This is a genomic window from Spiroplasma endosymbiont of 'Nebria riversi', assembly GCF_018831625.1.
GTDB lineage: Bacteria > Bacillota_I > Bacilli_A > Mycoplasmatales > Nriv7 > Nriv7.
Genome location: NZ_CP065193.1, coordinates 393474 through 413771 on the forward strand (window position 1 = coordinate 393474; position 20298 = coordinate 413771).

Here is a 20298-nt window from a genome sequence, read left to right on the forward strand (position 1 = left end):
TTATATACAAGAGTTCAGGCGCCTTTTAAAAATTTTAAAGAAAGCTTCTTCTGCGGTTGGACTATTTATCATATTTCAGCTCCTTTCTAATATTGTCGCTACTAAAAACGCAATCAACCACAACATTATTTTACTCTATGAAAGGAACAATAAAAAATGGAAAACTTAGAAAAAATGGCTAGTTTGATTGGCGATATGTTTTATAAAGTTTTTGATTTAATTTGAACTTTAACCATTCCGGGAACAGATATTCGCATTATTATTTTTCCGCTAATTATACTTGTGATAAATCTTGTGATTGGTGGCATTTTAGGTATTCATATTGAACGACCAAAAGTTGGTTTTCGTAAAAAATATCGAAAATCAGTTGCTAATTGAGGAACTAAGAAACAATCATCTAGTAGTCCAATTAAGAAATTTAGTGGTAATAGTTCTAAAAACAGACCGTGAGTTAACCAACACGGACGGCGAATAAAAAGGTAGTTTTTAGAAAATGTTTAAATTAATAATGTTATTTATTCTTGTTTCTGTTTTTTCTATTTTTGCTTTAAATGACTTTTTAGGTTTATGAGCCTATGTGCGTGAGGGTTTAGAATATTTTAATAAAGTTCTATCAAGTAATATTAAAATTTTAGATTTGTTTAAACCAATGATAAGGTTATTTTCCCAACATCCGATTTTCCAAATTTTAGGAACGATTTGTATTTTATCAACAATATATTTAATTTTAAGAGGACCTACTGAATAAAAAAATATTTTAAAAGGAGTTAAAAAATGAAAAAGTTAAAGAAAATATTAAGCATTAAATGATTTAAAAGCATTTTAGGTTTTATACATTTTTTTATTATATTTCATACTGTTATGGTTATAATTTGAGTATTTTTAACAAGAATTAGAACTAACACAGATGAGTTTTTTAAAGATTTTATATTATTTGATTTTCAAAATGTATTTCTTAAAGTGTATTTTTGATTATTAATGGTTTATTTGTTAATAACTGCTATTAAGTTATTTATTAGGGGTTATTACTTTAATAAAGTTTTTAGAAAGCATCAAATGCAAGTTGCTAATTGTGAATGTCCACAACATCAACAGTATAAATTTTCTGATGCTTTTAAAGTGATAAAAAATAGTTTTAAGGCGTGATGAAATGCATAAGATTATTTCTTGATTTATTATAATGTTTATTAGTTTGGTACCGCTAGGGGCGTTCTTTGATACAAAACAACCATCAAAACCTAATATGGAACAATCCTTTATAAAGCGAGAAAAACGAGCTACAAATCCCGGTCAATGTGGTAATAGTTGTAATTTAAAGTTTGCTAGTTTAAAAAACACTAAATTAATTCATCATGGTGATTATTGATTAGATATAAGTGAAAGCGGTTTTACCTGACCTAGTCTAGTGATGTTGAGCTTGAATATCCAAACCGATTTCGTTTGTTTGGTTATAAAAACTGAATTTCTGCGTTTAATTTTTATAAAAAAAATGGAACATTACAATCTTTTAATACTCCTGGTAGTGGATTTAAAACAGATATTTATACTATATCAGAAATTGTCAATGTAAAAATTACAATTGGATTAGTGGATAAACTACACGATTTTAAACATTATTTAACTTCATTCTATGCCGAAATGCCTCCTTTACTTGAAAAAGATAACGAGCAATTATTACCAACAGTAATAACTAAAAATGATGGTGAATATCAGTATAATCAGTTTCAAGATAAACTTGATTATTTAATGATACAACGCCGAGATTTTGATAAATTTAATTATAGTTATTTATATTGAGTGCCAATTTTTAATTTCTTTGATGATAATTTTAAATATATGAGTGAAATGTCAATTGAATTAAATGGTTTTAAACAAAATAGTAAATTTAATTTAAGTCGCAAAAATTTATATCCTAAACCTGATATGATGGAAAAAGTTATTTTTATAGAACTTTCCTTTTCTAGTTTCGGTGATGTTATTACTATAAAAACTGAGCATGGTAGTATTGTGGGTTATAATGAGTTTTTAGAAAATGGTAAATCGCTTTGAAAATCTGGCTCGCAAACAAGTTTTGGAATAAATTTTATTAATACCTTTTTTGGGCAAATTAATTATTATGGTAATACTTTCCATTTTTTACGCTATGATGACAAATTAAAAACTGATTTTAAAGATTTTATGCTTTATTACCAAAAAGATTTAACTATTGATTTCATTAATGATTTATTTAATAAACTTTATAAAGTTTTAGGTGAGTTTTTTGTACAATTCTTTTATGCCAGTGTTGATATGGACGCCTCTACTTATGTAGAATTAGATTACAAAGGGATGCAACAAATTCCTAAAAATGTTTTACAAATGGGTTTTTTCTATCGTTCCTTAATTACTTTTTATCCCAAACAGTATTTAATTAACTTTGGTTCAACAACGGAAAATAGTAAGAATATGATTTTTCGTTCCTATTTCTTTGTTAAAGATAAACAAATTGCCAATGATTTTAATACTGGTAAAAGAAGTTCTTATCAAATAGATTTTAATGTGTTAAAAGCATATGATAACCAATTATGAAACGCTACTAGTGATAAACTGCATTTTTATAACGCTAAAGTCGATGTAATGTATGGAATTAATATTTTTACACTGACTTTCCCGCTATATAAAAAGAAAAATGAAAGCACTGAATATCATTATTCTTTATACGATTTTAACATTTTGAATTCAACGGCTTTTATTGGTGGCGGCATAAGCGGTAATGTGGATGATTTAATTCCAACACCCAACTGTTCTTATTGAGGTTTATTTAGTGCCATATCTTGTGGTATTCAGCACGCTTCTGTTAGTGTCTTAAATTGATTACTTGGTCTTTCTGGGATTAATCTTTTAATTCGCCCCCTTGGGGATATTGCCAAAACAACGATTAATTTTACCAAAATCGCCTTTCCAGTATTTGAAGTCATCCCGGCGTTTCAAATGTTATTTGAATTTATAGTGCCTTTGGCGATTTTATTAATGATATTAAAAAAGTTTTATTAAAATATTTCTAATGCTTTTATATAATATAATTCCTTTGAAAGGAGGGTTTTTTTGTTATGCGAAAATTTTTATCAGCTTTAAATTCAGTTTGTATAATGTTTATTTTTGGATGTAGTTCTAGTGTTTTTGAAAAAAAACTGCAATTTCCCAGTTTGAAAAAAACTAAATTAATTCATCATGGTGATTATTGATTAGATATAAGTGAAAGCGGTTTTACCTGACCTAGTGATGTTGAGCTTGAATATCCCAACCGATTTCGTTTGTTTGGTTATAAAAACTGAATTTCTGCGTTTAATTTTTATAAAAAAAATGGAACATTACAATCTTTTAATACTCCTGATAGTGGATTTAAAACAGATATTTATACTATATCAGAAATTGTCAATGTAAAAATTACAATTGGATTAGTGGATAAACTACACGATTTTAAACATTATATAACTTCATTCTCGGCGGAAATGCCTCATTAATTAGTAATTTAATAAAAATGTTTGAAAATCGTATTTTTGTAATACGGTTTTCTTAATTTAAGGAGTTTAAAAAAATGAAATATATTATTTCTCAAGCTGATTTAGCAGATTTAAAAGCAAAAGTACAAAGTTGATTAAGTGCTAATTGCCGTAATCCTTATTACTATAAAACTAAAAAACGCATTACTGCCTATTTAAATTTATGTACTTATTTCTATATTGAAGAAACTACTTTAACAAAACTTATTAAAAAATATTTTAAGAACGCAACGAAAACATTTTATCGTTGAGCACAAAAAATTATGACGGCTTATTATTCTGACAATTTAGATTTATTATTGTTTAAAAGTACAAAACCACAAAATCTTAATTATCAATATAGTTTAAATTCTCGTGAAAAAGTATGTGATTTATATTTTGATTACAAAAATCTTCAAGCTGGCGGAATGTGGTCTTTATTTAATAATTTAAAAATCGGTTTTCACGATATTAAAAATTCAAAAATTCCAAAAAATATCAAAACTTTTTATCGTTGAATTAAATCTGACCCTCGCTGAAAAGAATTAAAACAACAAATCAAACAAACAAAACGCCATTTTAAGCGTTATGAAGTTTCTGAGATTGTTCTTTTACAAATGGATGCCAAAATTATTACCACATCAAATTTTCCGGTTGATAAAAAATATTATATTTATGATTTCATTGACGAAATAACACGCATAGTATTTGGTTATGTTTATGATAGTTTAGGAGCTAACAATGCCATTAACGCCGCGCAAAGAGCAATAAAAGATTTTAGTGAACTTGGCATAATAATTAAACGCCTCCGCACTGATAATGCTCCTGAATTTACTACTACTAATTGAAGTAATAAAAAATCGTACAAAGTAAAAGAAAGGCCTTTTACAACCTTTCTTTCTAGGAACGGAATTGTTCACGAAATCACACCAATCCGTTCTCCTCAGAGCAATGGAAAGATTGAACGATTCCACCAACATTATAGCAAATTATTTTATGCTAAGGACAAAAAATTAAATCAAAACGAACTCCAACATTATTTAAATCAATATTATTATTTTTACAACTTTGAACGCCGTCATTCGGCATTACAAAATAAATCACCATTTCAAACATTACAAAAACTTTTAATAAAATAATTTGTTTATATTTTGAATTGTTGTTTTTTACAAGTAATTAAATTGGTTGTGCTTGTTCCAATTAAAGTGATTGTTCTTAAAAGATTTAATATCTTTTTCATATATATCCTTTCTATTTTTTATAAAATTTGTTAATTTAATTAAAAATAGAAACAATTTAAATTGTTTCCATAAACTAAATAGCAATATTATTTCTTTGTATTAATTTATATAAATACTGTTGTTTGGGTTGTTGACATCTCAGTAACCAATTGTATTTGTTTTTATAATGATTTTTTGAGAATTTGTCAGATTTTCAAATGTTTCATGAAAATCTGGAAAATGTTGCCAGACAATATTTGCGATTGTATTTACATCTTCTTTTGTTATTGCGCCTCCAGCTCCAGAATGATCTGATTTTGGTATTTTATTAACTATTATTTTTAATTCTTTTATAAACTCTTGTTTTTTATTTTTTTCGAAAAGAATTCTAATTTTATTAACAGTATTAAAATTAAATTCAATTTTTAATTCATCATGTGCTAAAAATTTATATCATTTTTCAAAAATTTCATTTGCTTCATCTACTATTGGGTTGTATTCATATACATGACTAAATGTACCAAAATATAATTTATTATTTAATACAATTCCAGAAGAATGTATTGCACTATCAAGAATAGTAACAATTTTTGATTTTTGTGTTGCGGGATCATACTCATATATTTTACCGTTAGTTGTGCCAAAATATATTTTGTCGTTTAATATAACCCCAGAAGAAATAAAAGTAGTTTCATTATCAACAATAATATTATTTAATTTTTGTGTTTGTGGATCATAATCATATATAGTTTTTCCGTTTGTATTAAAATAAAGTTTATTTTTTAAAGCATTACCGTTAAATTCGAAACCAAGTCGTGATATTATTTCAGTTTCTTGTTTTGTTAATAAATCATATTCATTAAATATGAGCATTTTCAAGTGCGCCTGCTTGAAAATATACTTTATTATTTAAAATTACTATTTTAGAAGTAATATATTCTTTTGATTTAAAAAATAATCTTTGTTCTTGTGTTGCCGAATCATACTCATATACTTCACCTTTATCATTCATAATAATATATAACTTATTATTTAAAGAAGTAATATAATCTCACTTTCAATTCTCACCTATGGTTATTTTTTGTTGTTGTCCTGTTATTGGATCATATTCATATATATCAGGATTTATCCCTGTTGTTTGAGCATATATTTTATTATTTAATACTACACTAGAATTATAGAATTTATCACTAAACCTTTTTGCTGTAATAACAATTTTTTGTGTTTGTGGATCATACTCATATACTCTACCATTATAGGATGTAAAGTATAGCTTATTTTTTAATACTACACCTGGAGATTTAAATTCGGCTCGTGGTTTTCATTGTGAAGTTTCGGCTTTAATAACAATTTTTGATTCTTGTGTTTGTGGATCATACTCATATACTCTACCATTATTAGTGGATCCAAAATATATTTTATTATTTAAAACTATACCAGAAGCAGTGAACATATCATTTTTTCCATTAATAACAATTTTTGATTCGTTTGTTTTTAATTTAATATTATCATAAACTGTTATTACATAAGGTTTATTTGCGATTACCATCGGTAGGATAGTCCCTGTAGTTGTTATTATACTTAATAAACTAAGTAATTTTTTCATATTAATCAAATCCCTTGCGTGAATTTTTACTAATTAATAAAATTTACCGAATAATCAACAACCTTTCTCCAAAAATTAATCTACAGTCTCTTTGCCTTGGAATCTACTATTTTATAATTTATCATCCCTTTTTTAAAAACCCTCTTGTGCTTGTCATAAGTCTGTGGTATATTACACACAAAACATTTTTTAGCATTGAGGTTGAAAAATTTAAAAAAATTGGAAAAAAAAGAAAAAATAAATAGCTAAAAACTCAATAATTAGAAAAACTTTTTAATTTTGTAGAAAACTCTTGATATTTATTGAATATACCTAATTTTAGGTATATTTTTAATATGATAGAGGTGGTTAATAATTATGGAAAAAATAATTCAAGAACTAGTAAATACTTTAGCAGATGATCAATTTTTAGAATTTTATAAAAAAGTCAAACAACAAGCAGAATTAATAAACAAAAACGTTTAAATGAAATTGATCAAAAATTTAGAACACAAGGTATTTAAATGCCCTAAATGTGAATCTTACCATTGCGTTAAAAATGGACATAATTCAGAAGGAAAACAAAAATATTTATGTAAAAATTGCCGTGCAAGTTTTGACGCTTTTCGTAATCATTTTATTTATTGAAGTCATTTAAATTATGAACAATGAAATTTATTGATTCAAATTTAATTGCTGGGGCAATCTAGTAAAACAATTTCTCGTTTTATTAAAACTACATTAAAAACTGCTTGATATAATCGTCAAAAATTAATGAAATCAAAACAATTAGAAAATACCCAATTAAAATTTAAAAAATTATCTGGTAAAATCCAAATTGATGAAACATTTATTAAAGAAATTCATAAAGGAAATTTCAAACATAAAACTGATTCACGAAGAATTCACCTTGACCCATTCGCAACTAATACTAAATGCTGTATTCAAATGGCAGTTGATAATAATAACAATATTTATGTTAAATCCACAAACACCAAACGCAAAAAAAATTCTACTTTATGTGTAACTAAAACAACAATTAATCCTGAAGCTAGTTATCGTAACTTAAATAAAATCAGTAAATTACAATCTAGTCTTAAAGAAGCCTTAATTCATTATCATGGTTTAGGTTTTACTAATATTCAAAATTATTTAAATCTCTGAAAATGAAAATACCAACATAAGGTTTTAACTCCAAACCAACAAACAGTAGTATTATATTTTAATGTATAAAAAATTAAAGTAAAAATAGTAATTTTACATAAAAGCCTTTTAAAATTATCAAGTTGATGATTTTTTTTTATTTTATCAAGAGTTTTCGACAAAATTAAAAAAAATTGCAATAACTTAGTTAAATAACCTCAACTCATCCATAACTAGCGGGCGGAGCGCATACGCTTTCCGCACCGCTTCGCCACTATAAACATCAACCAAGATGTTTTTTTTATTTACCTTTATTCTTAAGGCACCTTAAAACACCTTTAAAATTAATTTTTAAAATAATTAAAACTTACATCCTTTTTATCGTTCTCTTTTTCGGCAATAAAAAAATTTAACAATTCTGGCCCTATAATCAAATTAGACTCCTGCTCTTTTTTATCAACTGAAACCAACTGATACTCACCGTTTCTAATTATTCCAATACAAATAGAATTTTCATATTTGCCTTTATAAACAAATCGTTTTGAAAATCAAATACCAATAGGATTACTAAATCACGGAATTTCTGGTGCTTTAATAAGCATTGCGTTTTGTGTTTCTTTTAAAATATATTTTTTAGTATTTAAAAAAATATTTTCAGTATTTCTCACATACATACCTTCCTTACAAATATATTTAGTTATATTAAAATAAGTTAAATATAACTAAGTTAAATATTTATTTTGTTAAACATTTATGTTTAACAAAATTTGTTAGTAAACTTCGTTTACTAATTAACTTAGTTTATTACTATCAAGGCACAAAAAAATACAAGGTATAACTAAAAATAATAAATATTAATTTAACCTTATATTTCTTGTAATAAATAAATGAGCTCGTATTTATTTATTAATTAAAAACAGGTTTGTAGAAACCAAAATCTTGTCATATGTATATGGTTTCTACAGTTTTCAATGTTTTTAATAGTAAATTACCTTTCTTATAGATAAACTAAGTTATATATTAACTAAGTTAGTTAACTTAGTTTTTTAAACACTTAAATATCGCAGATTTAAGTGTTTAACAAGCTGTGTTAGTAAATTTTTTTTTTAATTAGATAAAGATTTTAATAATTTTAAACTTAACATACCCCTATATAGAAATTTCTACACTTTAATATCCGCGTCCTACCCTTGGAACTAATTTAATAGCGTGTATATTTTTAGGAAATCCACCCATTCATTTTTTTATTGCAAAATGAAACAAATTGCTATAGCTAATAGGGTGTTATCTATCAACTGGTAAACTTCTTTTGGTTATGGCGACCACCCACAATTTATCGTGCTTTAATACATACCAACATTATTAATTCACTTGTATTTAATTTTCAAAGAACAAATTTTAACACCTTATAAAATAAAAAGACAATCATTGCTGACTGCCTTAATACTTATTCAAATCTTTATCTATCTAACAAAACTTTATGCGTCCATTCGCATTTTAATTGTGTTAAATTTTCAAATTTTTTACCCTTGATAAATTCCGTTTTAAAAGTTTTGTAAGTTGTTTCGGCCACAGCATTGTCATAAGGACAACCCTTCGCACTCAATGATCTTTTAATATTAAAGGTTATTAAAATTTCATCAATGATTTTATTTTTGAACTCATTACCACGATCAGTATGAAATAAAGTTATTTTATTTAATGGTCGTGTTATTTTATGAAAAGCTTGTTGAACTAGTTCAGCGGTTTTTTTGGTCTGACACTATAGCCAATTATTTCTCGATTAAACAAGTCAATTAATAAACAAATATAATGTCATTTTCCTCCAAATTGCACATATGTTAAATCACTAACAACAACTTCATTAGGTTTTTTGTTATTAAATTGACGATTTAAAACATTACTAATTTGGTCATTATTAACCATTGTTTTATGATTACGATATTTTAATTTGGTGTATTTGAAAACCAAATTATTTTTGATCATAAGGAATCTGATTTTTCGACGTGATAAGATAATATCTTTTCTCATTAAAACAGCTTTAATTTTATGAGCACCATAAATTTTACGACTTTTATTAAATGCACTGATAACCTCTTCTTCATAATTATTAACATCATACTTAACACAATTATTAGTTTGATAATAATATGTTGATTTTGCTATTTTTAATATTTGACACATTTTTAGTACGGAATATTTTTCTTTATTATTGTTAATAATTCCTATTTTTTGCCAATTATCAGTGCTGCTTGCTTTAAAATGTCATTTTCCATTCGTAATTGTTGGTTTTCTTTTCGCAAGTAAATTAATTCATTTTCTTCGACAGTGCGATTATCTTGCACTTTAAATGACCCAAAATTATTAAAATTTTCAATTCACTGAATATACGGCTGATTTTGAAATTCCGTATTCTTTAATAATTTCAACAATGCTTTTTCCGTTTTGATAAAGCATGACAATTTGTTTTTTAAATTCATTTGAATATGAGTTTTTCCCCATTTTTATCTTCCTACTTTCTTAATAATTTTATTTTATTTGAAATTCCACATAAATATGGTCCAATTTATTGTAACCTATCCAAAATACAAACATGCTCATAGAGAATTAGAAAACAAACGAGGTCATTTTTTAATGTTAAAAGTTGGTAAACGAATAAATACAATGGATTATCGTGATTTATTAATTAAAGAATTACAAAAACATTATGTAAATATTAATTATGACAAAATAATTGTTTGTGGTGATGGTGATGCTTGAATTAGAGAAATTGCCAATAGTTTTGGTAATGTTAGATATATTTTAGATGGTTATCATGCTATTAAAAAATTAAAACAAACGGCATTTAATATTATTTTTGAAAATCGCAAAGTAGCATTAAATAGTTGAATTAAATTATATAAGGATGGAAATGATCAAGAATTAATCAAAAAAATTCGTAATATTGCTAAAAATGAATTAAATAAAGATATTAAAACAAATTTAAGGAAGGCAAATAATTATTTCAGTAATAATAAGCATGGCAATCATCATCCAAATTTAGAATTAAATATTGGTTGTAGCATTGAGAGTGATGTATCTCATTTAGTAAAACAACAATTATGATGCGGGGCAAAAATATATAATCATAAGAATTTAAATAACCTATTACATTTAAGAATGGCGAATTTAAACAAATTAAATGTATTACATTACATTAATGAAAGTATTAATTCAGAAATAAAAATCAGAAAAGAAATATATAAAAATTCATTATGAAATAAATATAATAATAAAAATGATGATAGTTGAATTAACTATAAAGGTAATGCTGTAACAAATAAATATAATAGATTTAAGTAAGTAAAAATATTAGTTAAAATTTAATAAAATTAATAATTTTTCATTGTGTAAAAATTCAATAATATGATAAAATGGTAACGAATAAAAATGACAATAACAAGAGAGGCCGGGTTGATTTAGTAATTAAATAATATAATTAGCTGATTGTTTTATTTCTTCAAAGCAATACCTAAGAAAACTAAACGCGATCTATGTGTTATTTAGTTTGACTTAATAAGGATATGTCTGTAAAATTAATTGGAACTATAATTACTTTTTTAAAATTTTTTTATTTTAGTTTAAAAACAGTAACTTATTTTTAAAGAGGAGAATGACAATGAAAAGAACCTACCAACCATCAAAAGAAAAGACAAAAAAAGTTCATGGTTTTCGTTCAAGAATGGCAACAGTTGCAGGAAGAAAAGTTTTACAAAACCGACGCAGAAAACAACGCGCTAAGTTAACAGTATAAAAGGATTTAAATACACCTTGCAAAAGAAATTTCGTTTAAAAAAGAATTATGATTTTCAAAGAATTATTAATGGAAAACAAAAAATTCATAATAATTCATTTGTTATTTATTATGCAAATAATTCATTAGATCATTGTCGTTTTGGAATATCAGTTAGTAAAAAAAATGCGAATGCTGTTAATCGCAATCGGATTCGTCGCCAAATTCGCTCAATGTTACAAAAGGTTTGATGCTTAAAAAATAATAATAAGGATATTATTATTTTAGTAAGACCGCCTTATTTAAAACAGGAATATAGTAAAAATCAAAATCTTTTAGATATTTTATTAAAAAAAATTATTAAATAATGGAGAAAAATTATGGACTATAAAAAATATTTATTTGCACCTAATAAGCCACAAACTCCATGGTGAAAACAAGTTTGAAAATTTGGTAAAATTTTCATTTATACCTTTTTTATTGTTACCTTTTTATGAGGTTGTGGACAGATGTTTGATCCTAATGTATCAACAAGTGGAAAAACTACGGGTGCGGGTTCAATATTTGGTACTTATTTTGAATTACTTTTCCCTGGTGATGGCAATAAGACACATTTTATAAATGGTGAAGAAGAATTACCTTTTAATGGTATTTCTAGTTGAAGTGAAGCTTGAACAGTTACTAAATCACCATTTTTTGGTTTATTTGTTTATCCAATTGCTGCATTATTATGAGTATTACTAAAAGGTTTTAGTGGCGGAATTGCTGCCGAACCAACAGCGGCGGCAGCAATTGGAGCAATGTTTGTTACCGCTTTAATAATTAAATTAATTACTTTAGCCTTTTCTTGAAAATCCCAAAAAAATCAGGAGAAAATGCAAGCAATTCAATTAAAACAAGGCGAGATTCAAGCCAAATATAAAGGTTCAACTGATCCCCAAGCAAGACAAAAAATGCAATTAGAATTAATGGGATTATATAAAAAAGAAGGGGTTAAACCTTTAGCATCATTTGCAAGTTTATTTTTATCAATGCCATTTTTATATGCGATGTTTATGGTTGTTCGTTCAATGAGAATTTTGAAAGAACAAGATTTTGGAGCAATTTCTTTTACAGTAACACCGTGAGAAGGATTAAAATCAGGAGACTGAGCATATTTAGCAATTGTTTTTGTTTATTTACCAATTCAAATTATTTCAATGTTATTACCAATGTATTTAAATCGTGGTAAGAAAAAAGTTTTTACTAAAGAATCAAAAGCAGCGCAAAATAAACAATTAATTACACAGTTAATTATGACGGGGGTGTTTATGTTACTGGTCTTTACAATTGGTTCAGGAGTTGCGATATATTGAATTTTTTCTGGGGCATTGCAAATTGGACAAACAGTTTTATTTCATTATATAAATAAGAATGCTAAGTATAAAAAGAAAAAATAAATTTGGAGTTGAATTAAATGGAACAAAAAATATTTAAGAAACGCGAAGATTTAAAAACTTTTATTGAGTAACAAGATGAACCCCATTTTTATATTATTAAAGAAGAAATTAAAACATTTTTAAAAAAACAAGTGATTGCCTTAATAATATAATATGAGTGATGTTAAAACCTATTTAGTTGCTGTTTTGCAAGGACTTTTAACAGAGTTAGACTTTAATGATATTGAAATTAAAATTTCACAAATTAACTATGAAACGATTAAAGTTAATATTAATTGTGATAATAATGCGTTATTAATTGGTAAAAATGGTTATGTATTAAGTTCTTTACAAAATTTATCTAACTGTTATTTATCAAGTAAGTTCCATCGTCATTATATTGTTAAAGTTGATGTTAATGACTATTTTCAAAGACAAGAGAGTAATTTAATTAATTTAGCAAAAAACACTGCTAAAAAAGTATTGTTTACTAAAAATGATATGGCATTATTACCAATGCCTAATAATCAGCGAAGAATTATTCATAATGAATTAAAAAAATTCGATAAGGTTATTAGTGAGTCTCAGGGTTCAGGTAATAAAAGAAATATTGTTATTAAATATCTTGAAAGCAGTGAAATCTAGTCGTTAATGTCTAGATTTTTATTTTTAAAAAAGAAATTTGGTGATATTTATGATTAATGATACGATTATTGCTTTAGCAAGTGCTCCTCTTAAACAAGCCATTGCTATTATTAGAGTTAGTGGTCCAGAAACATTTTCACTTATTAATAAAGTATTTAATAGAAATATTTTAAATGCTTCAAAAGAAAAATATTTCGGAAGGATTATTAATCCTAATACAAAGATAATTATTGATGAAGTAGTTTTAGTTTGCTACTATAAAAGTAGTTCATTCACTGGTGAAGATACTATTGAAATTAATTGTCACGGCAGTATGTTAATTGTTAATAAAATTATTCATTTGTTATTAACAATTATGAAAAATGATAATATTCGGTTAGCAACTGCGGGAGAATTTACAAAAAGAGCATTTTTAAATGGAAAAATTGATTTATTACAAGCACAAGCGGTTAATGATTTAATTAATGCGCCTAATGATGAGGCTTTATCATTAGCAATGAACAGTTTAAATGGTAATAATAGCAAATTATTAAAAGAACTTGAAACAAGATTATTAGAATTAATAGCTAATATTAGTGTTAATATTGATTATCCTGAATATGATGGCGTTGAAAAATTAACCCAAAAATTAGTTTTAACTCGTACAAATGAACTTTATAGTGATTTATTAACCATTACTAAACAAAATAAAATTGCTCAGGTTATTAACGATGGCATTGATACTGTAATTATTGGTAAACCTAATGTAGGGAAATCAACTTTATTAAATGCTTTATTAAAAGAAAATCGCGCGATTACTTCAACAATTGCTGGAACAACTAGAGATATTGTTACCGGAAAAATAAATATTGATAATATTTCTTTAAACTTAATTGATACCGCAGGAATTAGAAATACTAATGATATTATTGAACAATTAGGAATTCAAAAATCAAAACAGTATTTAGAAAAAGCCCAGTTAATTTTATTAATGCTTGATGGTAGCAATATTTTAGATGATAATGATATGCTATTACTAGAACTAGTTAAAGATAAAAATTGTATTATTGTCATTAATAAAGTTGATTTACAACAAAAACTATCTGCTTCGCTTTTGCCATTAAGTTTAGTGCCCATAAGTGCTTTAAACAATGATTTTAATCCCTTGATAGATAAAATTAAAGAGATGTTTTTACAAGAAAAAATTAATTATCATAATAATTTAATTTTGACATCAACCCATCACCAAATGTTATTAGATAAAATTAAAATGACAATTGATGAAGCAATTCAAGCTTTAAACAATAGTGTGCCGTTAGATTTAGTAATCCTTCATTTTCAAGAAGCGTGAGATTATTTACAAGAAATTAATGGTAAAATAATTAAAGATAATCTCTTAGACGAAATGTTTAGTCGCTTTTGTCTAGGTAAATAAGGAGCTTAATTAGTGAATGGTTTATTTGATACGCATTGTCATTTAGTCTCAGATTCATATCAAGATGAAGATATAAATAATATTTTAGAAGAAGCGAAATTAATTGGTGTTAATTTAATTTGTAATGTTGGTTATGATTTAAAAACTAGTAAATTAGCAGTTGACCAAGCATTTTCTTCACCCGATGTATTTGCAGCTGTTGGCATTCATCCTAACGATGTTAGTAATCATCAAGAACACCATCTTTATGAATTGGAAGAACTAATTAAAACAGGAAGTGTCTGTGCTATTGGTGAAATTGGATTAGATTACTATCGTAATCAAGATAGTAGCAATTTACAAAAAGAATGATTTATTAAACAAATTAAATTAGCTAAAAAATATCAATTACCAATTTTAGTTCACATTCGTGATGCTTTTGATGATGCTTATGAAATTTTAAAACAATATGATGTTGTTGGCATTATGCATTGCTTTTCAGCAAATACAAAAACTGCTAATAAGTTTATTGAATTAGGATATTATATTTCTTTTTCAGGAATTCTTACTTTTGAAAATGCTAAAGATTTGCAACAAGTTGCTAAAGATCTTCCCTTAAATAAAATTGTTTTAGAAACTGATGCTCCGTATTTAACACCTGTTCCTTATCGGGGAACAAAAAATTATCCAAAAAATATTATTTTTACTGCTAAAAAATTAGCAAGTTTAAAAAAAAATATCCTTAAATGATGTTATTATCACAACAACAAATAATGCAAAACGAATTTTAGGAATTAAATAAAAAAATGCTCTTAAATTTTATAAGAGCATTTTTTTATGTTTGTAATTTTATTTTTTTATAAAAATCTTAGTAAGAATTTTGAGTTTGTTCAAAAATATCAGTTTCAAACTTTTTAGTACCATTAATAACTGATAATAAAGGATATTCACCAATTTTATTTGGTAATTCTAACTTTTCTGTAATGTATTTATCCATTCCTTTTAATAATGTCCCACCACCACAAATCGTAATGCCATTTTTATAAATATCACCAGATAGTTCCGCTGGAGTTATTTCTAATGTTTGAGTAATTACTTCAATAACTGGTAGCATAGCTTGTTGTAAAACTTGCCGAATTTCTTCTGGTTTTAATTTTGCTGCTTGGGGTCTACCATTAACATAGTGCCGACCATAAATTTTAAAATTATTTTCATCATCATATTGTGTTAAAGAACCAATTTTAATTTTAATATTTTCTGCTGTCGTGCTACCAATTTCAATTACATATTGAGTACGAACATATTTTTGAATTTCATTATTAAAATAGTTTCCCACAATTTTAATAGATTTAGATAATACAATGTTACCAGATGCAATAACGGCAATATCAGTAGTTCCGCCTCCCATATCAATAATTAGTTGTCCGTGAGGACTATTAATATTTACGCCTCCCCCAATGGCCGCCATTTTTATTTCTTCTTCAATAAATACTTTTTTAGCACCTAAATTGTGACCAATTTGTTTTAAAGCTTTATTTTCTAAATCAGTAACCGCTGAAGGACGAGCCAATAATAATGCTGCATCATTAATACGGTTTAAAATTTTTAAATTCATAAAAATATATTGTAATTGGGCTTCTGTAGCTTTAACATCACTAATAACCTCATTGGTCATTGGTTTGATAACACGAATATTTTTATTACCTTTTCCTACCATTTTTCTAGCAGCTTCGCCTACTGCAATAATTTCATTACAATTAATATTGTATACAATGATTAAAGGTTAATTATAAACAATGCCTTCTCCTAAAATATAAATTAATGTATTTGCTGTGCCTAAATCAATTGAAATATATTTAGGTTTTTGCCTTTTTCCTTTGAAACTATGGATAGGTTACAGTAAGTTGGACCATATTTATGTGGACTTTCAAATAAAATAAAATTATTAAGAAAGTAGGAAGATAAAAATGGGGAAAAACTCATATTCAAATGAATTTAAAAAACAAATTGTCATGCTTTATCAAAACGGAAAAAGCATTGTTGAAATTATTAAAAAATACGGGGTTTCAAAATCAGCCATATATCAGTGAATTGAAAATTTTAATAATTTTGGATCATTTAAAGTGCAAGATAATCGCACTGTCAAAGAAAATGAATTAATTTACTTGCGAAAAGAAAACCAACAATTACGAATGGAAAATGACATTTTAAATCAAGCAGCACTGATAATTGGCAAAAAATAGGAATTATATTAACAATAATAAAGAAAAATATTCCGTGCTAAAAATGTGTCAAATAAAAAAATGGAGAGGTTACAAGTAAGTTGGACCATATTTATGTGGATTTTCAAATAAAATAAAATTATTGATGAAATTTTAAGCACTTTTAAAATTAAAAGATCATTAAGCAATAGGGGTGTCCTTATAACAACGCTGTGGCTGAAACAACTTACAAAACTTTTAAAGCGGAATTTATCAAGGGTAAAAAATTTGAAAATTCAACATAATTAAAATGCGAATTATTTGATTTTGTTAATTGATACAATAATCTTAGAGTACATGGCAGCCTAAATTATTTAACGCCTGTTGAATTTAGAAAATGACAGTCTACATAAAAAATGTCCAAAAAGGATGGCCATACCATTTATTAAAGAAATTTATAAAGGAAATTTCAAACATAAAACTGATCCACGAAGAATTAACCTTGATCCATTCGCAACTAATACTAAATGCTGTATTCAAATGGCAGTTGATAATAATAACAATATTTATGTTAAATCCACAAACACCAAACGTTTACAAAAACAATGAGTTATTGAAAATATGAACAAAGAATTAATTAACCAAAATTCAATTATTACTTCTGATATGCAAAAATTATATTTTTTAGTAGCAAAACAAACAAATTCTACTTTATGTTTAACTAAAACAACAATTAATCCTGAAGCTAGTTATCGTAACTTAAATAAAATCAGTAAATTACAATCTAGTCTTAAAGAAGCCTTAATTCATTATCATGGTTTAGGTTTTACTAATATTCAAAATTATTTAAATCTCTGAAAATGAAAATACCAACATAAGGGTTTAACTCCAAACCAACAAACAGCGGTATTATATTTTAATGTATAAAAAATTAAAGTAAAAATAGTAATTTTACATAAAAGCCTTTTAAAATTATCAACTTGATGATTTTTTTTTATTTTATCAAGAGTTTTCGACAAAATTAAAAAAATTATTTATAATGTTTTTAATTTCCAATTTCTTATTTATTTAATAAATAAAAATGGATAATTTTATTTTGTTATTATTTGCATTAAATTGATAAAAAATATAAAATTAAAAAGTAGATGTTGAATAAAATTAAAAACTATTAATAATTTTTAAAAGGAGAAAATGATATTGATTAAAAAAAATTCTAACCATTGAAAAAATATTAATAAAATTACTAAAAAAGTAACTATTGCTAGTAAAAATAAATTGTGATTAGGATTAATTTTAACTTTTACAGTTATTGCGATAATTATTCCTGGTGTATATTTATTAACATTAGATATGGTTAGTGTTTTTACCAATGCCATTAATTTAGAAGATGGCGAAAGTAAAAAGATTCCGGATATTAGTCCTAAAATCCTTAATCCTGATGATGGTGAAGGGTTAACTGTTAAACCGATTCCTGATGATGATTCAGCACTGGGGATTGTTAATGATAGGTTACTTTTAGATGGTGCTAAAATTAATGTTAAAAACTATGATAAGTTTAAAAGTTTACGGCTTATTGAATTAGAGAATTTAGTATTAAAATATTTTAAAAATTATGTTCAAAATAATAAATTTTTACAGACAAATAATAAAACTTATAAAAAATTTGATTATCGTTATAAATATCTTACTGCCGAAAATGGTAAAAAAATTGATAATAGTTTTATTCAAGATGATGTGAAAGTAAAAAAAGTGTTAGTTAAAGATATTGAAAGATATGAGATTAATCGCCCTGATATTTATGAAGTTGTTAATGCTAATATTTTTTCACTATCCTTTAATTTAAAAATTATTAATACAAATGTGTTTTATAAAAATTATTTTGACTTTTATTCATTTCAAGGGTCTAGAGAGCAAATTTCTCAAAATAATATAACTAATGCTATTACTGGTTATTTAACTAGTGAACGGGTGTTGTTTACTGATAAAGTATTAGGAAAAGAAATTTATCGCGAAGTAAATGATTCGTTAAGAGATTTTATTTTTGCAAATCCAATTGAGTTTGATAATGATATTAAGATTAAACCAATAATTACTACACAATGTCTTAATGAGTGCGCCACTATTAATGATTGAGATACTTTTAGAGAGAAGTTATATGATGCATCGCAAGTTCTTATTGAAGAAAATAAAATTTATCATTCTGATTTAGTAATTTATATTTATTTTATTAGTACTAATATTAAAGTTGATAAGTTATATGAATCCTATGAGCAATTGCCAATTCAGCCTTTTATTGTAACTAATCATTATACTAATAAAGTTGCTAGTCAGAAATTATTAATTAGTTCCACGAATTGATTGAAACAGAAGCGCAATAAAACTATTGCTGAATATATTGCTTTTGCTATTTCATTTCCAAAACTTGTTTTAGATAAAATTCAAGATTGAGAATTTTTAAATGATAATTGAAAAGATAGGGTACAAAAAGGAATTTATAATTATCTTTATAATTATCTTGTAACTAATAAAAAATTTAATATTATTGATGATGTTAGTTTACCAATATTATCGAAAAATCAATATCCTAATTTATTAAATTTAAAAAGGAAGTTAAACATTATTGAAATTAAGCAGATTAATTTTAATGCCTACAAATATACTATGAATATTATTGGGTTTAATGATGAAGAAATTATTTTAACGGGAATTAGTTTTTTTGCTTAGAGAAATTATTGTTAATATTGTTGCTAAAAATATTGTGTTATTAAATAATGAAAGAATGGTTAAAAATGTTAAATAGAAATGATTTAAATGAAAGTAATGATATTTATGAATTAGGTAAAAAACGATTAGATCAAAGTAATAATCGCATTATTACTTTAAAGCAAGATATTAATGCCACAAGAATTTACTATGGTTCATTTTTAGAAATAATGGCACGATTAATATTAATTTTAAGTCAGGTTTTATTTATTGTTACTATTTTTTTGAATGCTATTAATTATGCGAAATGATTTTTAGATTTTAATAGTGAAGTCACAATAACCATTAGAATGATTATTATTTCCATAATATTTATTTTTTCAACGATTATGGCGTTGTTGTCATCATTATTTTTTATTATTCCATTATTAGTGTGTAAAACTATTGCTAGTATTAAAAGTTGGTTAATTGTGTTTATTTTAACTGGTAGTATTATTTTTTCTCTTGTTTTTGCATTTAGTATTTATTTGAGAAATTATAGTCTTGGAACAAATAATAGTATTATTTTAAGTATTGTGGGATTTATTTTATTAATAAGTGGGGCGATATTGTTATTAAGGAAAGTAAAAAATATGTCGCGTGGTTTAGAAAAAGCAATTATTGAAAGTTATTTTCTTTAAATATTATTTTGAACATT

Annotated in this window: 27 protein-coding genes and 1 pseudogene; 19 read left to right on the plus strand and 9 right to left on the minus strand. The window is 25.3% G+C overall.

Annotated elements, in window-relative coordinates; all coding sequences use genetic code 4:
* Window positions 1-156: 156 nt before the first annotated feature.
* The 6 genes from I5Q57_RS02650 to I5Q57_RS02675 all read left to right on the plus strand — a co-directional run bounded on the left by I5Q57_RS02650 (window position 157) and on the right by I5Q57_RS02675 (window position 4660).
* Window positions 157-483 (plus strand): hypothetical protein, encoded by a 327-nt coding sequence (locus I5Q57_RS02650; RefSeq protein ID WP_215826683.1) that lies wholly within the window; start codon window positions 157-159, stop codon window positions 481-483.
* Window positions 484-493: 10 nt separating this feature from the next.
* On the plus strand, window positions 494-748 hold the full coding sequence (locus I5Q57_RS02655) for a hypothetical protein (protein ID WP_215826684.1): 255 nt from the start codon (window positions 494-496) through the stop codon (window positions 746-748).
* Window positions 749-774: 26 nt separating this feature from the next.
* A complete protein-coding gene (locus I5Q57_RS02660; protein ID WP_215826685.1) occupies window positions 775-1158 on the plus strand; it encodes a hypothetical protein in 384 nt (127 codons plus the stop codon).
* 282 nt (window positions 1159-1440) lie between these two features.
* Window positions 1441-3033, plus strand: a complete 1593-nt coding sequence (locus I5Q57_RS02665) for a hypothetical protein (RefSeq protein ID WP_215826686.1) — start codon at window positions 1441-1443, stop codon at window positions 3031-3033.
* 56 nt (window positions 3034-3089) lie between these two features.
* Complete coding sequence (locus I5Q57_RS02670) at window positions 3090-3503, plus strand: hypothetical protein (protein WP_215826687.1); 414 nt, start codon at window positions 3090-3092, stop codon at window positions 3501-3503.
* Between the two features lie 74 nt (window positions 3504-3577).
* Window positions 3578-4660 carry an integrase core domain-containing protein gene (locus tag I5Q57_RS02675; protein WP_215826688.1) on the plus strand — a complete coding sequence of 361 codons (1083 nt, stop codon included), beginning with the start codon at window positions 3578-3580 and terminating at the stop codon, window positions 4658-4660.
* Between the two features lie 5 nt (window positions 4661-4665).
* On the opposite strand, the gene I5Q57_RS09855 is transcribed toward I5Q57_RS02675, so the two are convergent.
* From I5Q57_RS09855 to I5Q57_RS02690, 3 genes are all read right to left on the minus strand, one after another.
* Window positions 4666-4761: a lipoprotein gene (locus tag I5Q57_RS09855; RefSeq protein WP_215826689.1), complete on the minus strand. Its 96-nt coding sequence runs from the start codon at window positions 4759-4761 to the stop codon at window positions 4666-4668.
* A gap of 100 nt (window positions 4762-4861) precedes the next feature.
* Window positions 4862-5614: a Kelch repeat-containing protein gene (locus tag I5Q57_RS02685; protein ID WP_215826690.1), complete on the minus strand. Its 753-nt coding sequence runs from the start codon at window positions 5612-5614 to the stop codon at window positions 4862-4864.
* Window positions 5601-6347 (minus strand): Kelch repeat-containing protein, encoded by a 747-nt coding sequence (locus I5Q57_RS02690; RefSeq protein WP_215826691.1) that lies wholly within the window; start codon window positions 6345-6347, stop codon window positions 5601-5603. Before I5Q57_RS02690 ends, I5Q57_RS02685 begins: the two co-directional genes overlap by 14 nt.
* A gap of 465 nt (window positions 6348-6812) precedes the next feature.
* On the opposite strand from I5Q57_RS02690, the gene I5Q57_RS02695 reads away from it, so the two are divergent.
* Window positions 6813-7019 (plus strand): IS1/IS1595 family N-terminal zinc-binding domain-containing protein, encoded by a 207-nt coding sequence (locus I5Q57_RS02695; protein WP_215826692.1) that lies wholly within the window; start codon window positions 6813-6815, stop codon window positions 7017-7019.
* On the plus strand, window positions 7020-7559 hold the full coding sequence (locus I5Q57_RS02700) for a hypothetical protein (RefSeq protein WP_215826693.1): 540 nt from the start codon (window positions 7020-7022) through the stop codon (window positions 7557-7559).
* A gap of 254 nt (window positions 7560-7813) precedes the next feature.
* Here the strand turns inward: I5Q57_RS02700 and I5Q57_RS02705 are convergent, their stop codons facing one another.
* The 5 genes from I5Q57_RS02705 to I5Q57_RS02725 form a co-directional block, all read right to left on the minus strand.
* Complete coding sequence (locus tag I5Q57_RS02705; protein WP_215826694.1) at window positions 7814-8137, minus strand: hypothetical protein; 324 nt, start codon at window positions 8135-8137, stop codon at window positions 7814-7816.
* Between the two features lie 791 nt (window positions 8138-8928).
* Entirely contained in the window at window positions 8929-9075 is a 147-nt protein-coding gene (locus tag I5Q57_RS09300) for a hypothetical protein (protein WP_246534715.1), read from the minus strand.
* A gap of 128 nt (window positions 9076-9203) precedes the next feature.
* Window positions 9204-9653: a hypothetical protein gene (locus I5Q57_RS02715; protein WP_215826695.1), complete on the minus strand. Its 450-nt coding sequence runs from the start codon at window positions 9651-9653 to the stop codon at window positions 9204-9206.
* 41 nt (window positions 9654-9694) lie between these two features.
* Window positions 9695-9898: a hypothetical protein gene (locus I5Q57_RS02720; protein ID WP_215826696.1), complete on the minus strand. Its 204-nt coding sequence runs from the start codon at window positions 9896-9898 to the stop codon at window positions 9695-9697.
* Window positions 9834-9971, minus strand: a complete 138-nt coding sequence (locus I5Q57_RS02725) for a helix-turn-helix domain-containing protein (protein ID WP_215826697.1) — start codon at window positions 9969-9971, stop codon at window positions 9834-9836. The genes I5Q57_RS02720 and I5Q57_RS02725 overlap by 65 nt, the downstream gene beginning before the upstream one ends.
* Before the next feature lie 54 nt (window positions 9972-10025).
* Between I5Q57_RS02725 and I5Q57_RS02730 the strand changes: the two genes are divergently transcribed.
* From I5Q57_RS02730 to I5Q57_RS02760, 7 genes are all read left to right on the plus strand, one after another.
* A complete protein-coding gene (locus tag I5Q57_RS02730; protein WP_215826698.1) occupies window positions 10026-10811 on the plus strand; it encodes a hypothetical protein in 786 nt (261 codons plus the stop codon).
* Window positions 10812-11127: 316 nt separating this feature from the next.
* On the plus strand, window positions 11128-11262 hold the full coding sequence (gene rpmH / locus I5Q57_RS02735; RefSeq protein ID WP_215826699.1) for a 50S ribosomal protein L34: 135 nt from the start codon (window positions 11128-11130) through the stop codon (window positions 11260-11262).
* A gap of 17 nt (window positions 11263-11279) precedes the next feature.
* Entirely contained in the window at window positions 11280-11609 is a 330-nt protein-coding gene (rnpA, locus tag I5Q57_RS02740; RefSeq protein ID WP_215826700.1) for a ribonuclease P protein component, read from the plus strand.
* A gap of 12 nt (window positions 11610-11621) precedes the next feature.
* Window positions 11622-12680 (plus strand): membrane protein insertase YidC, encoded by a 1059-nt coding sequence (gene yidC / locus I5Q57_RS02745; RefSeq protein ID WP_215826701.1) that lies wholly within the window; start codon window positions 11622-11624, stop codon window positions 12678-12680.
* A gap of 153 nt (window positions 12681-12833) precedes the next feature.
* The gene (locus I5Q57_RS02750; protein ID WP_215826702.1) at window positions 12834-13304 is read left to right on the plus strand and encodes a Jag family protein; all 471 of its coding nucleotides are present in this window, start codon (window positions 12834-12836) and stop codon (window positions 13302-13304) included.
* Between the two features lie 49 nt (window positions 13305-13353).
* Complete coding sequence (gene mnmE / locus I5Q57_RS02755) at window positions 13354-14718, plus strand: tRNA uridine-5-carboxymethylaminomethyl(34) synthesis GTPase MnmE (RefSeq protein ID WP_215826703.1); 1365 nt, start codon at window positions 13354-13356, stop codon at window positions 14716-14718.
* 12 nt (window positions 14719-14730) lie between these two features.
* Window positions 14731-15471 (plus strand): TatD family hydrolase, encoded by a 741-nt coding sequence (locus I5Q57_RS02760; protein ID WP_246534716.1) that lies wholly within the window; start codon window positions 14731-14733, stop codon window positions 15469-15471.
* 94 nt (window positions 15472-15565) lie between these two features.
* On the opposite strand, the gene I5Q57_RS02765 is transcribed toward I5Q57_RS02760, so the two are convergent.
* Complete coding sequence (locus I5Q57_RS02765; RefSeq protein ID WP_369806567.1) at window positions 15566-16477, minus strand: rod shape-determining protein; 912 nt, start codon at window positions 16475-16477, stop codon at window positions 15566-15568.
* 187 nt (window positions 16478-16664) lie between these two features.
* Between I5Q57_RS02765 and I5Q57_RS09860 the strand changes: the two are divergent.
* From I5Q57_RS09860 to I5Q57_RS02785, 4 genes and pseudogenes are all read left to right on the plus strand, one after another.
* Window positions 16665-17311 (plus strand): annotated as a pseudogene (locus I5Q57_RS09860) (IS3 family transposase).
* A gap of 16 nt (window positions 17312-17327) precedes the next feature.
* The gene (locus I5Q57_RS02775; protein WP_215826704.1) at window positions 17328-17825 is read left to right on the plus strand and encodes a hypothetical protein; all 498 of its coding nucleotides are present in this window, start codon (window positions 17328-17330) and stop codon (window positions 17823-17825) included.
* Window positions 17826-18095: 270 nt separating this feature from the next.
* Window positions 18096-19622: a hypothetical protein gene (locus I5Q57_RS02780; RefSeq protein WP_215826705.1), complete on the plus strand. Its 1527-nt coding sequence runs from the start codon at window positions 18096-18098 to the stop codon at window positions 19620-19622.
* Window positions 19623-19687: 65 nt separating this feature from the next.
* Window positions 19688-20281: an LPXTG cell wall anchor domain-containing protein gene (locus tag I5Q57_RS02785; RefSeq protein ID WP_215826706.1), complete on the plus strand. Its 594-nt coding sequence runs from the start codon at window positions 19688-19690 to the stop codon at window positions 20279-20281.
* The last annotated feature ends 17 nt before the right edge of the window (window positions 20282-20298 follow it).